11 protein-coding genes and 1 pseudogene are annotated in these 13,988 nt (G+C 50.5%); 8 read left to right on the plus strand and 4 right to left on the minus strand.

Annotated features, from left to right (window positions below; all coding sequences use genetic code 11):
* Positions 1-7: 7 nt before the first annotated feature.
* Genes chbG through JZI27_RS10265 form a run of 4 tightly spaced genes read left to right on the plus strand, consistent with a single transcriptional unit; the run spans position 8 to position 2,711 of the window.
* A complete protein-coding gene (chbG, locus tag JZI27_RS10250) occupies positions 8-748 on the plus strand; it encodes a chitin disaccharide deacetylase (RefSeq protein WP_280207459.1) in 741 nt (246 codons plus the stop codon).
* A gap of 12 nt (positions 749-760) precedes the next feature.
* Entirely contained in the window at positions 761-1,087 is a 327-nt protein-coding gene (locus tag JZI27_RS10255) for a PTS lactose/cellobiose transporter subunit IIA (RefSeq protein ID WP_251242724.1), read from the plus strand.
* On the plus strand, positions 1,084-2,406 hold the full coding sequence (locus tag JZI27_RS10260; RefSeq protein WP_280207460.1) for a 6-phospho-beta-glucosidase: 1,323 nt from the start codon (positions 1,084-1,086) through the stop codon (positions 2,404-2,406). Before JZI27_RS10255 ends, JZI27_RS10260 begins: the two co-directional genes overlap by 4 nt.
* 41 nt (positions 2,407-2,447) lie before the next feature.
* Entirely contained in the window at positions 2,448-2,711 is a 264-nt protein-coding gene (locus JZI27_RS10265) for an HPr family phosphocarrier protein (RefSeq protein ID WP_122908047.1), read from the plus strand.
* 82 nt (positions 2,712-2,793) lie between these two features.
* Here JZI27_RS10265 and JZI27_RS10270 read toward each other — a convergent pair whose 3' ends face one another.
* Together JZI27_RS10270 and JZI27_RS10275 are read right to left on the minus strand one after the other, a co-directional pair.
* Positions 2,794-5,040 carry a histidine kinase dimerization/phospho-acceptor domain-containing protein gene (locus JZI27_RS10270; protein WP_280207461.1) on the minus strand — a complete coding sequence of 749 codons (2,247 nt, stop codon included), beginning with the start codon at positions 5,038-5,040 and terminating at the stop codon, positions 2,794-2,796.
* On the minus strand, positions 5,018-5,710 hold the full coding sequence (locus JZI27_RS10275) for a response regulator transcription factor (protein WP_122908045.1): 693 nt from the start codon (positions 5,708-5,710) through the stop codon (positions 5,018-5,020). The genes JZI27_RS10270 and JZI27_RS10275 overlap by 23 nt, the downstream gene beginning before the upstream one ends.
* A 164-nt stretch (positions 5,711-5,874) precedes the next feature.
* Between JZI27_RS10275 and JZI27_RS10280 the strand changes: the two genes are divergently transcribed.
* On the plus strand, positions 5,875-6,498 hold the full coding sequence (locus JZI27_RS10280; RefSeq protein ID WP_251242808.1) for a class I SAM-dependent methyltransferase: 624 nt from the start codon (positions 5,875-5,877) through the stop codon (positions 6,496-6,498).
* Between the two features lie 42 nt (positions 6,499-6,540).
* Positions 6,541-7,908, plus strand: a complete 1,368-nt coding sequence (locus JZI27_RS10285) for a DEAD/DEAH box helicase (protein ID WP_481752808.1) — start codon at positions 6,541-6,543, stop codon at positions 7,906-7,908.
* 77 nt (positions 7,909-7,985) lie between these two features.
* On the opposite strand, the gene JZI27_RS10290 is transcribed toward JZI27_RS10285, so the two are convergent.
* Positions 7,986-8,327 (minus strand): DUF779 domain-containing protein, encoded by a 342-nt coding sequence (locus JZI27_RS10290; protein WP_280207463.1) that lies wholly within the window; start codon positions 8,325-8,327, stop codon positions 7,986-7,988.
* Between the two features lie 3 nt (positions 8,328-8,330).
* Positions 8,331-9,852, minus strand: a pseudogene (gene adh, locus JZI27_RS10295) (aldehyde dehydrogenase).
* A 259-nt stretch (positions 9,853-10,111) separates the two neighbouring features.
* On the opposite strand from adh, the gene JZI27_RS10300 reads away from it, so the two are divergent.
* A complete protein-coding gene (locus tag JZI27_RS10300) occupies positions 10,112-11,842 on the plus strand; it encodes a sigma-54-dependent Fis family transcriptional regulator (protein WP_280207464.1) in 1,731 nt (576 codons plus the stop codon).
* Entirely contained in the window at positions 11,839-13,716 is a 1,878-nt protein-coding gene (locus JZI27_RS10305) for a sigma-54 interaction domain-containing protein (RefSeq protein WP_280207465.1), read from the plus strand. Before JZI27_RS10300 ends, JZI27_RS10305 begins: the two co-directional genes overlap by 4 nt.
* Positions 13,717-13,988: the final 272 nt, after the last annotated feature.

Raw genomic sequence — 13,988 nt, forward strand, 5'->3', positions numbered from 1 at the left:
ATTTGCGATGAAACTCATTGTAAATGCAGACGATTTTGGGTATTCGAAGGGTGTCAGTTTGGGGATTGTTGAAGCTCATCGCAACGGGGTGGTTTCCTCGGCAACGATGATGGTGAATATGCCTGGCTTTGGGCATGCTGTACAGCTCGCCGAGGAGAATCCAAAGTTAGGCGTGGGTATCCATCTCGTACTGACCTGTGGAAGTGCTGTCCATCCGCAAGTGGCTTCCCTGACGGATGACGCAGGTGCATTCCGTCGCGGACAGCAGCATCTGCATGATGCCATACCAGAGGAAGTGGAACGGGAATTTGTCGCTCAGATTGAGCGGTTCTTGCAGAGTGGTTTGCCTTTGACGCATCTGGACAGTCATCATCATGTCCATGCGCATGAAGCGATTCTGCCGATCGTGCTCCGGCTGGCAGAGCGCTATCAAGTTCCGATCCGCAATCCATGGACGCTTGCCGGGAACAGAAGTAACAAGAGAATCGTCACGACGGAAGGCTTCTCGCATCGCTTTTATAGAGATAACCTCACGCCAGCGACGTTCATGGAGATCATGGAAGAGCTCAAGGGATATGCAACGGCGGAAATCATGAGCCATCCCGCCTATCTTGACGAAGACGTGCTTGTGGGCAGCAGCTATAATCTGGCACGCACACGCGAGCTGCAGATTTTAACCTCAACACAGGTGAAGGATTACGTGAAGCAAAATGGGATACAGCTTGTTACTTTCAAAGATATTGGATAGGTGGAGATAGACATGGACCATACGGAGGCAATATTTCAATTGATCCTGCATGGAGGAAATGCCCGCAGTTTGGCGATGGAAGCCATTGCGCTGGCCAAGAATAAAGACATGGCCGCGGCAAAACAAGCTTTGAACCGTGCAACAGAGGAATTGACGAAAGCGCACCACAACCAGACCACATTGATCCAAAAGGAGATATCCGGAGAAAAAATGGAGCTCAGCATGCTGCTGATCCATGCTCAGGATCACCTGATGAACGCAATGACCATCAAGGATTTGGCCACAGAATTTGTAGAGATGTACGGCCGGGTTCACGAATGTAAGGGGGCAGGAGTGTGAGGGGAATCAAGATCGTAACCATTGGGGGAGGATCCAGTTATACGCCAGAATTGGTAGAGGGCTTCATTAGGCGATACGAGGAGCTACCTGTTCGTGAGTTGTGGCTGGTCGATGTGCCAGCGGGGGAAAAGAAGCTGCAGACGGTAGGGGCACTGGCAAAGCGAATGGTGGAAAAGGCAGGGGTACCGATTGATATCCATCTGACACTGGATAGAAGAAAGGCGTTGAAGGACGCTGACTTTGTCACCACACAGATTCGTGTCGGACAATTGGATGCACGGATCCTGGACGAAAAAATTCCACTCAAATACGGTGTGATCGGTCAAGAGACGAATGGTCCCGGAGGTCTGTTCAAAGGGCTTCGCACGATCCCTGTCATCATGGATATTTGCAAGGACATGGAGGAGCTGTGCCCAGATGCCTGGCTGATCAATTTCACTAACCCGGCAGGCATGGTGACGGAGGCAGTACTGCGCTATACCAACCGGCGCAAGGTCATTGGATTGTGCAATGTTCCGATTGGCATGAGAATGGGCGTTGCAACGATTTTGGGAGTCGATCAATCGCGAGTCAGCATTACGTTCGCGGGACTCAACCATATGGTGTACGGAACAGGTGTCTACCTGGACGGGGAAAATGTAACGGCACAGGTCATCGACAAGCTATGCGGCGAGCAGTCGGGGATTACGATGCAAAACATCCTCGATCTGGGCTGGGATAAGGATTTTATCAAGGCGTTGGGCATTTTGCCTTGCCCCTACCATCGCTACTACTACCAGACGAAAACGATGCTGGAGCATGAGCTGGAAGAAGCGCAAAAAGGCGGGACACGAGCAGAGGTTGTCAAGCAGGTGGAGGCGGAATTGTTCGCACTCTACGAGGATCCGGATCTGGCTATCAAACCGCCGCAATTGGAGAAGCGCGGAGGAGCTTACTACAGCGAAGCCGCCTGCGATCTGATCCACTCCATATACAACGACAAGCGGGACATCCAGCCAGTCAACGTCCGCAACAATGGCGCGATTGCCAGTATTCCGGACGATTCTGCCGTAGAGGTGAACTGCGTAATCACCAAGGAAGGACCGATCCCGATGGCGGTAGGGGATTTGCCTGTCGCGGTTCGCGGACTAGTACAGCAAATCAAATCGTTTGAACGGGTAGCCGCGGAAGCTGCGGTCACAGGTGACTATCATCTGGCGCTCCTTGCGATGACGATCAATCCACTCGTACCATCGGATGCGATAGCCAAACAGTTACTGGATGATATGCTGGAGGCTCACAAGGAGCATCTGCCACAGTTTTTCAAACCTGTCACTTAAGCTTTGACCGTTAATCAACGCGTGGAAAAGGGAGAGATGGGATGATCCGTTTTACAGAGATCGTAAACGTGAGTGGTGGACTACATGCTCGCCCGGCGTCTGTATTGGTAAACAAGCTGAATCAGTACGGTTCCACTGTGAAAATTCTCTACCAGAACAAGCAGGCCAATGGCAAAAGCATCTTAAACGTCATGGCATTGGGTGCCAAGACTGGGGATGAGGTCACTTTTGAAATCGAGGGCTCGGATGAACAGGAAGCTGCTGACGGCATCCGGGAGCTGTTTCAACGAGATTTTGCCGTATAGGCTGGTCGTGAATCGCAATCAGGTAAAAGGAAAAGCCAATCGTCGGGAAGGACTGCCCGGTCGATTGGCTTTCTTTCATTCATCATGCTGGCTTGAATTTGTGGAAGACAACGATCACCTTGAAATAGTCACCGTCAATGTCGATAGAAAGGTTGCCACCCTGTAGCTCGACAATGCTTTTGGCAATCGCTAGACCAAGGCCGGAGCCTTCTGTGTTGCGGGATTCATCAGCTCGTTTGAATCGCTCAAACAGTTCATCGGCATCAAAGTTGATCTCGTAAGCGGATACGTTCTTGATGGTCAGCTGCACTTTATCCGGAAGCTCGATCAAATCGACGTGCACTCTGGTGTTGGGTAAGGAATATTTGAGTGCATTGCTGATCAGGTTTTCAAAGACGCGCCAGGTTTTCTTGCCATCCAGCGGAGCATAAATCTTGTTCTGCTCGATGTTGACGCGGAAGGTAAGCGAGGATTGCTCGATTTTGTCATCGCATTCGGCTAGCGTTTGCCTCAGCAGGGCTGCGACGTTAACCTGTTCAATATTCAGCTCCACGGAGCCGCTTGCCATCTTGGCTGCTTCAAACAAATCGTCAATCAAGACCTTCAATCTGTCTGTTTTTCGCTCCAGCACATTCAGATAATTGCTGCGATCTTCCGTCGATAAGTCTTCACGCTTTAACAAATCGACGTAATTGATGATAGAGGTGAGTGGCGTTTTCAAGTCGTGGGACACATTGGTAATCAACTCGGACTTCAGTCGCTCGCTTTTCATCTGATCATCCAGGGATTGTTTGACACCCTGCTTGAGATTGTTCAGCGCGTGGGCTGTATTCGCCAGTTTGCCCTTGGTCTTCCCTGCATCGATCACCACGTCGAAATTGCCTGCGGACATCTGTTCAACACCGCGCGTAATTCGATTTAACAGAGCTGTACGTCGGAGGATGTAGGGCAGCACGAACATGACGTAGAATACCGAGTACAGAAACGCAAGGAAAAGGAAGATGGGTTCGCTTTTCATAAGCGCAAGCAATCCGACACCGGCACTCACACACATTCCGATGGTCAATCCCAGCAAGATGACCAGTTTGAAAAACATTCCCCGATCTGCAAAGCTATCTCGCAGCAGGGAGAAAACCTTCATATACAGACTGTTTTGCCATTGTTGGGAAAGAGACTCCGGATTTTTATAGATGCTCCAGGCTTCTACCACATATAGCAGGAAATAGGCGGTCAATGGTGTCAGCAGAGCCAGTGTAGAAAAATGATCGAAGCCGATAGGCAACCAGAAAAAATTGGTTTCAAACGTGAAGACCAGATAAATGACTCCTGCAGGCAATAAGGATAGCAACCGGACATCTAATGGGATGCGTCGTAAGAGTGATTGGCTTTTCGCGACGAGAGGATGTTCGAGCGCCTGATTTTGTTTCAAATAACGGAACAGCACAACAGCTCCGATGAGGCATATCATCAGTAGGCCGATTTCCTTCAGCAGTCTTTCGCGAATGGACTGATAGTAAGTAGCGTCATCGATGATTCGATGATAATAGCCATCAATGACAGCTTCACTGGATGCTTCTGAGCGGGCGAAAGCGGGCGAATAGCTTTCAGCTACTCGAGGGATATAGATGATCCCCTCCCACTGATTTTCCTGAAAAAAACGCGACAGTCCCCAGCTTCTTTCTCCTTTGCGCTGCGGAAGCTGTACGGAGATGAGTGCGTTTTGTCTGATTTCGGCTTCTGTGGGCTCGTAATCCAGATTGGTGTAAACCTTGTTGTTCTTCTTATCTTGTATAGCGTATTTAAAAGTGCCATCTCTTAAGAGTAAGTTGAATTTCAGATCTTCGACTTTTTTGTCTTTGGCGGAAGCAATTTCTTTTACCTTTGCGTCATATTCTGCCTGGATCTGTTTCACCGCGTTGGTTCGCTTGTTTTCTCTTTCGGTTGTAAGCAGGGCTGCCTGACTGTCGTTGCCTGCTGCGCGTGCTTCTTCAATTCTTGTGTTGTATTGTGCGCTGAGGTTTTCCTCTAGCTGGTTTAGCTTCTGATCGCGTTCCATCGAGAGATCATCAAGCAGGTCCCCATCGACTTTCTGCTGAGATGTTTTGTCAGCATAGGCAGCGTAATCAACATGTACTTCCTTTAAGAGTTTTGCAAAGATCGCCAGTTCATCGGTGATTTGATAGCTGTTTTGGTTGAGGAAGTAGTCTTTATCCAAATATCGCCGGTCGTCGTAAATATCGGCTACGACAAGCGCAATGATCGTCGTCACCAGGACGAAGGCGAGCAGCGCGTGGGCTATGTAACGCTTACTTTTCGATTTTATATCCAATTCCCCACACCACTTTCAAATATTTTGGTTCTCTCGGGTTGATTTCGATCTTTTCGCGAATCCGTCGAACGTGGACGGCGACCGTATTTTCTGCGTTCATATACGGCTCCTTCCAGACTCGTTCATAGATTTCCTCGATGGAAAATACCCGGCCTGTATGACTCATCAATAGCTCCAGGATCTTGTACTCAGTAGCAGTCAAGCGCACTTCATTGCCATCGACGGAGACGGTTTTGGTGTGTTTGTTCAAGGTCAGTCCCCGGACGTTGACCTCATCCTGATTCTCCTTGTAATGGCCCAGGTTCGTGTAACGACGCAGCTGGGATTTTACCCGCGCTACCAGTTCCAAAGGATGAAAAGGCTTGGTGACATAATCATCGGCTCCGATATTCAATCCGAGGATCTTGTCTGTGTCCTCTGATTTGGCAGAGAGCATGATGATTGGAATATTTTTCTCCTGCCTGATCTTGAATGTCGCAGTAATGCCATCCATTTTCGGCATCATGATGTCGAGAATGATCAAATGGATGTCTTCTTGCTCGAGGATGGAGAGAGCTTCCACACCATCACCTGCCTTGAAGACGGTGAGTGACTCGTTTTTCAGGTAGATCTCAATCGCATCCCGGATATCTGGCTCGTCATCCACGACGAGGACTTGATAGCTTTTCATGGTACCTCCCACCCAATCGATTATGGTTTTATCTTACCGATCAGCTTTTACAAAATAGTGGTGAAAATGATTACAAATTTCTTAAGAATCCTGCCTGTCCATCTCCATAACGATTTTCATCTGTTCGTGGAATAAGGTAAGATGTGATGAGGATACGAATGAAAATGGTGATTCAGATGCTCGAATGGACAGGGGAACGGATTATTCCCAAGCAGCTCAAACCGACAAACGGCATGCTGCTGGAACATATCGCCCGCTATTATTTTGCCACACCCTACATCAAAGGGAGAGTGCTAGATATTGCATGCGGCACAGGCTATGGCAGCCATATGGTAGCTAAGGAGCGAAAGCGCGAACTGACCGAACTAATCGCCGTCGATAACGACGATGATACGATCTATTATGCTAATCGCGAATACAATCATCAGAAAATCATCTATCAAAAAGAGGATGCGCTAGACCCAGATCTGCCGGAAAAGCTGGGCATGTTCGATACAATCCTGAGCTTTGAGACGATCGAACACGTAGCGGATGATCAACGCTTTATGGACAACCTGTACCAGATGCTGAAGCCGGGCGGCATGCTAATCTTGTCCAGCCCCTTTGGAAGAGGGCGTGGAGTGCCGACAAGCGAACCCTTTCACGTGCATCAATTGACACCTGCTGAATTTGAGGAGCTGTTTGTTCGTTTCCGGGAGACGGAGATCTACTACCAGCGTGGTGTTACTTTTGAAAAGCCACGAGATGGCGTACGCTATTTTATCGGTGTGGCTGTATGCACAAAATAACGAAAAAAACGAGAAAAAACTTCCAATAGAGGAGGAGACGTTCTGGCTACTTTTTTGTCACTAGGAATTGGCTTACCCTTACATGATACATTAAAAGCAAATGGGATTACGGATTCAACGCCAGTACAGGAAAAAGCCATTCCGCTGCTTTTGGCGGGAAAGGATGTGGTGGCGCAGGCTCAGACAGGGACTGGAAAGACGCTTGCCTTCCTGCTGCCGATTCTGGAAAAGGCAGATCCGCTGGCAATGCATGTGCAGGCTCTGATCTTGACTCCGACGCGCGAGCTGGCTTTGCAGATCACGACGGAGGCCAAAAAGCTGTTGGCCAAGCTGGACGACATTCACGTGCTGGCGGTCTATGGAGGGCAGGATGTAGAACGGCAAATGAGAAAGCTGGAAGGCAAGAAACAGATCGTGATCGCGACGCCAGGCCGCTTGCTCGATCATATGCGACGAGGGACGATCGAGCTGTCGACGGTGTCGATGCTGGTGCTGGACGAAGCGGATCAGATGCTGCACATGGGTTTCCTGCCAGAGGTGGAGGAGATCATCAAAGCAACCTCTGTGGATCGGCAAACGATGCTATTCTCTGCTACGATGCCGGACCAGGTGCGTTCACTGGCGAAGCGTTTCATGCAGAAGCCGGAAGATGTTCGTGTACAGAGCAAGCAGGTTACGCTGAAGGATATCCGTCAAATCGCAGTAGAGACGACAGACCGGGCCAAGCAGTCCACCCTGCGTGATCTGATCGATCAGCAGCGGCCATTTATGGCAGTCATTTTTTGCAGGACGAAGCGCAGAGCCAATACGTTGAACACCGCCTTGCAGGGGTATGGCTATCTTTCAGACGAGCTCCACGGAGATTTGTCGCAGGCCAAGCGTGAGGACGTGATGAAGCGTTTTCGGGAAGCGAGGATTCAGCTGCTGGTCGCGACTGATGTAGCGGCGCGGGGGCTCGATGTGGAGGGTGTCACTCACGTATTTAACTACGATATTCCGCAAGATGTGGAGAGCTATATTCATCGGATCGGCCGTACGGGCCGGGCAGGAGAACAAGGAGTTGCGATTACGCTGGTCGCGCCTAAAGACCGTATGCACCTGGAAGCGATCGAGGCAGGCATACGCCTATCTCTTGAAAGAAAACGCATGGAAACGGCAGCACCGGCGAAGCCCAAGCAAGAGCAGAAAAGCCGTGACACACGGGAGTATAGGGGAGCCAAAGCAGAGCAGGCTGGAAGAAGCAAAGGCAAGCCGGTGGAACGCGGCAGACGTAGTGATGGGGGTAATGTTAGCAGCTCTGGTCGTAATACCAGCAATTCCGGACGAAATGCCAACAGTTCACGCAATGCCAACAAGCAAGACAGTCGAAATACGAATCAACGCCAAGCGAGGAAACGTACCCGATCTTAAACGGAGTAGAAAAAGACCGCTCGGACCTGTAAACAGGCTGAGACGGTCTTTTCGCTTTTCTTTGCGTTCTAACAGGATCAGGAGTCAGGAAACAAGCGTGAACGGGTAAGAAAACGAAAACCCTCGGGGCCTTCGAGCGAAAACATGCCGCCTCGCCCTTTCACCACGTCGATGATCAATTGGGTGTGCTTCCAGTATTCGTACTGGGCCTTGCCCATGTAAAACGGGCACCCTCCAATTTCGCCTAACAGAACGTCCTGCTCGCCGACGAGAAATTCACCGAGCGGGTAACACATGGGGGAGCTGCCATCACAGCAGCCACCGGATTGGTGGAACATCAGCTTGCCGTGCTTTGCCTGGAGCCGCTCAATCAGTTGCAAGGCTGCATCCGTTGCGAGCACTTTTTCCGCTGCATTCATGATTTAAAAGAATCCAAGTGCCTGGTCGCTGTAGCTGACCAAGAGGGTTTTTGGTTTGTTGATAATGAGAGAGCATCATTTTATGGTTTTCGCGGCCGATCCCTGAGCTCTTGTAGCCGCCGAACGCTGCGTGAGCAGGGTAAGCGTGATAGCAGTTGGTCCATACGCGTCCTGCCTGGATTTCACGACCCATGCGATAGGCTGTATTCATATCGCGGGTCCATACACCCGATCCGAGACCATAGAGAGTGTCGTTCGCGATGGAAAGAGCTTCTTCGGTATCCTTAAAGGTTGTTACTGCCACGACTGGACCAAAGATTTCTTCCTGGAAAATGCGCATTTTGTTGTGCCCTTTGAATACAGTAGGCTGGATGTAGTACCCTCCTTCCAGATCTCCGCCCAATTGCGCGGATGCTCCTCCGATCAGGCAGTCTGCTCCTTCTTGCTTGCCGATGTCGAGGTAGGAAAGGATTTTTTCTATCTGCTCCAGCGATGCCTGCGCTCCAATCATGGTATCCGTATCCAGTGGATTGCCCTGCTTGATGGCCGAAACCCGTTGCAGAGCGCGCTCCATGAATGGTTCGTAGATGCTTTCGTGAATCAGGGCGCGGGATGGGCATGTGCACACTTCGCCTTGGTTGAGAGCGAACAACACAAAGCCTTCCAGTGCTTTGTCCAGAAAAGCATCGTCTTTGGCGAATACATCGGGGAAGAAGATGTTCGGGGACTTGCCGCCCAGCTCCAGCGTGACAGGGATGATGTTTTGAGAAGCGTATTGCATGATGAGGCGACCGGTCGTTGTTTCACCCGTGAAGGCAATTTTGGCGATACGGTTGCTGGAGGCTAGCGGTTTGCCTGCTTCCAGGCCGAAGCCATTGACGACGTTCACTACGCCTGGAGGAAGCAGATCGCCGATCAGCTCCATCAACACGAGAATGGATGCAGGAGTTTGTTCAGCTGGCTTCAGGACGACGCAATTGCCTGCAGCCAGAGCAGGTGCCAGCTTCCAAGTAGCCATCAACAGCGGGAAGTTCCACGGAATGATCTGCCCGACTACGCCAAGCGGCTCATGGAAATGGTACGCGACCGTTCCGTTGTCGATTTCACTGAGGTTTCCTTCTTGTGCGCGAATGCTGCCGGCAAAATAGCGGAAGTGATCGATCGCCAGTGGCAAATCAGCAGCGAGCGTCTCACGGACCGGCTTTCCGTTATCCCATGTTTCGGCAACAGCCAGAGTCTCCAGATTTGCTTCGATCCGATCCGCAATTTTCAGCAGGATATTGGAGCGCTCCGTTACCGAAGTCCTCCCCCAAGCAATCTTGGCTTCATGTGCGGCGTCCAGAGCCAGTTCGATATCGTCGGCTGTGGACCGAGCCACCTCGCAAAATACCTTGCCAGTCACTGGGGTCACATTTTCAAAGTACTCTCCTTTGACAGGTGGAACCCATTTGCCCCCGATGTAATTGTCGTAGCGATTTTTGAAGGTTACTTTGGATCCGGCTTGGCCGGGTTGTGCATAGATCATGCGAACGCCTCCTCACATCTATCTCATGTACGGTACGATCTCTTCATTCAGCAAATCCCATGCCACCTGAAACGAGCAAGGTATGACAACGTTTTCAAAAACACGCACAAAAAATATGTATCATAATGGAACAGTTTGCGTTCTATAGTAGAACAATGCCAGACGAGAGAATCATGGTATACTGGAGGAGAATGATAGTGCAACGAAGGCTCCGCACATAGCTTGACGCAGCCAAGTTTTCTAGTGGGAGGGAAGGGAATTGTCGACGATTGTTTTGCAGTCATGGAAGCGCTGCCAAGAATCGAACCTCAAAGCCACAGAGAATGCACATGATCAAATCATATCCATGAATCGAATCAAAGAAATCATTCAAGAAAATCACCTCCTGATTCGCAGAAGTCTTCCGTTGTTTGAAAGATTGGAACCCTTCTTATTGCACACGGAACACATCGCCCTGCTCGCTGACCGACACGGAAACATTATCCATACAGTGGGTGATCCGACGTTTGCCAATCAGGCGCAAAAAGTACAGCTGCAGATCGGGGCGAATTGGAAAGAGGGGCACAAGGGAACCAATGCGATCGGAACGGCTTTGATCGAAAAGCAGCCCGTTCATGTGCAGGGAGAACAGCATTACTTTTTGGAAAATCAGTTTTTGACATGCTCAGCGTCACCGATTTTTTCTACTGCAGGTGAACTTCTGGGTGTCGTAAATATCAGTACGAGAAAAGAATACAATCATCCACTCGCTCTGACGCTTGTCTGCATGGTTGCCGAAGCGCTGCAAAATCACTTTCTGTCGGCAGAAGCCGATCGCATCGTGACGTTGCCGCAGGCTGACTCTCGGACCCAACGATCGTTGCCGCTGATCGGACTGGATCGCGATGACCGCATCGTAGGAATGAATGAATCGGCGAAAAGGCAGCTGGGTTCTGAAGTAATGGGCCGGGTCATAGAGCAGATGGATGCAGGTATGGAAAACACGATACAGGATAAGCGAAAGCGGATATGGCCTTCCGCTTCACCCGCCCTGCTGAAGCCTTTTCCTCGTCTTGCCGGAACATGCCCGCGATTCTTGCAAGCAAAAATGCTCGGGCAAAAAGCAGCTCGCGTCGATTTTCCGGTGCTGCTTTTGGGGGAGAGTGGAACGGGCAAAGAGCTGTTTGCTCAGATGATCCATGGAACAGGTCCGCGAGCGCAAGAGCCATTTATTGCGGTAAATTGCAGCTCGATTCCGGAAAATTTGATTGAGAGCGAATTATTTGGTTATGAAGGCGGTTCTTTTACCGGAGCGCAACGTGAAGGAAGGATCGGCAAGTTTGAGGCGGCGAAGAGAGGGACGATTTTTCTCGATGAGATCGGGGACATGTCGCTTCGCTCTCAGGCTGCACTATTGCGCGTCTTGCAGGAAAAGGTCGTGACACCAGTCGGAAGCAATCAGTCCAGACCGATCTACGCGAGGGTGATTGCCGCTACACATCGGAATTTGCCTGAGGAAATCAGGGCAGGACGTTTTCGTGCAGACCTGTACTACCGGCTCAAGGGCGTCATGATTCAATTGCCGCCTCTGCGCAGTCGAACCGATATTCCCGAGCTTGCCCGGCACCTCTTGCAGCAGCTTTCTCCTGAGGGTGTCGCTCCGTCCATTTCCAGGGAAGCACAGGCGTTGCTTGTGTCTCATTCCTGGCCAGGCAATGTACGGGAGCTACAAGGTGTGCTGATCCAGGCGGCTTTTTTGGCGGACGGCGAGGATATCGAGGCTGACCACATCCAATTGGAGGGGCTGGACGAAGTCAGGGACGTTTTGGAATCAGAGGATGCGCTGCCCTCGCTAAAGGAAACGGAGAAGGAGGCCATCAGACGAGCTATTCGCACAACGGGAGGCAATGTAAGTCAGGCAGCCAAGCTGCTTCAGATCGGGCGCAATACACTTTATCGAAAAATGGCTGAGTACCGCATTTCTTTGCCTGCTACCTGGGAGGAGCTATGATCGCTTTATATAGACTAGATAAAACGGTGGAGAGTAAAATTGCTGCTCTGCTGGATACGGAAGAACATCCTGTCGTGTACTTTTACTCGATCCGATCGATTCTGGACCATATGATGACGCCATTCGTGGTCATTACCTCTGAGCCGTATGCGGAAGAGATGGCGTCCCTCTCGCTTCCTGTGGTTACTTTGTCCATCGATCTGAATGACATCAAGGATAAAGTCGACAGCTTGCGGGAAGCGGGAAAGACCGTGGAGCAAATCGTCGTGTGCGCTTCGGAAAATGAAAAGAGCTGGCTGGAGAAGGAATTCGAGCTACAACCGGATACGGTAGGCTGCCCATGCCTTTTTCATGCCACAGAGAATGTCAATCTGCGAGGAGCAGAAGAGCCATTTACCTATCTCGCCCCCGTGTGGGATACCAGTATACGCCGATCCAAGCCGCCACACGGGGAATGGCATCTGGTGGAGCCGTCGCTTTCCACGATCAGACGAGCTGTGCAACAGGCTGTTTCTCTGGTTCCATTCACTCGTGATCGGCTGAGAGAAAAATTGCTCATGGGAGCAGTAGTCGATTCCTTGCACGATGCTGTCATTGCGGTAGATCGCCAGAGCCGCATTACACTGGTCAATGAGCAAGCGAAAATGCTGCTGGGACTTTCCGGGGATGTGCTGGGAAGGCCGATCACGGATTACATTCCTCATTCGGATATGCTGCGCGTCCTCAAAACGGGTCGGCAGGAGCTGGGGGACGTGGCGACGGTAATGGATCGCTCGATTGTCATCAACCGCATTCCGGTTATCGTGAAGGATCAGGTCGTGGGTGCGGTCTCCAATTTCAAGGAGATCAGCGATATTCAGAAGATGGAGATGTCTCTGCGTAAAAAATTGCATGAGAGCGGATTGGAAGCAAGATATCGGCTGGAAAATATTATTGGCACCTCTGCGCAGATCCGGGAAACCAAGCAGCACGCAGCTCTTTTTGCCAAAAGCAATGCGACGGTATTAATTACAGGCGAGTCGGGGACGGGGAAGGAATTGTTTGCCCAAGGCATTCATCTGGAAAGCGGACGGGCATTGGGGCCGTTTCTCGCCGTTAACTGTGCAGCATTGCCGAAGAGCCTTTTGGAAAGCGAGCTTTTTGGGTACGAAGAAGGCGCATTTACCGGAGCGAAAAAGGGCGGCAAGCCGGGGTTGTTTGAATTGGCTCACGGCGGAACGCTATTTCTGGATGAAATCGGGGAGATGCCCTTACGGATTCAGGTGCATTTACTCAGGGTGCTGCAGGAACGGCGGGTTCGACGTGTAGGTGGAGAGCGTGTCATTCCGGTAGATGTTCGTATCATCGTAGCTACCAATCGCAATCTGGAAAGGGAAATCGAGAAGGGGCAATTTCGCTCCGACCTCTACTACCGGATCAATATGCTCAAGCTGGAGGTACCTTCGCTGCGCGAGCGTCTGGACGATATACCGGCGCTCATCGACAGCATGATCCAGGAAATGAATGAACAGCATGAGCAAAAAATAGTCACGCTGGATACGGAGATCTACCTGTTGTTCCAGCAACATCATTGGCCGGGAAATGTACGGGAGCTGCGTAATGTGGTCGAACGCATGGTGCTGCTATCAAGGGATGGAATGGTACATGTGGAAGATGTGGCATGGTTATTTCAAGGCAAGAAAAGAATTTCGAGAACCGATGATGAATATTACGGGAGTTTGATTCCGCGGTTTACGGAAGAGATGAACCAGGAGGCTTCGAAGATCAGGGATGCTTTGGAAAAGGCCAAACACAATCGGACAGTGGCAGCCAAAGCATTGGGGATGGATCGCACTACGCTGTGGCGAAAGATGAAACAGTATCAGATCGAATGAATGCTACCGATTTCTCTATAGGAATATGCGTTCCAGAATTCATGAACGCGGCACTTTGCGTTTATAAGATCGTACTATTCGACAAAGTGTTGCAACGATTTGTTGCAACACTTTGTTTCATTTGTTTAGTTTGGCCCTTTTATCCGTTTTTTCATTTAGTTGAATGGAAAGCGTTTTTAGCTTTCGACACGATTCTTTCTTTTTGGCACGGAACATGCAAGATATTTAGGGTGAATTGTCTAAATATTTCGGTGATTATTGGGGGGAGTCGA

Origin of the sequence: Brevibacillus sp. AY1 (genome assembly GCF_029870785.1) — a bacterium.
Taxonomy (GTDB): Bacteria; Bacillota; Bacilli; order Brevibacillales; family Brevibacillaceae; genus Brevibacillus; species Brevibacillus invocatus.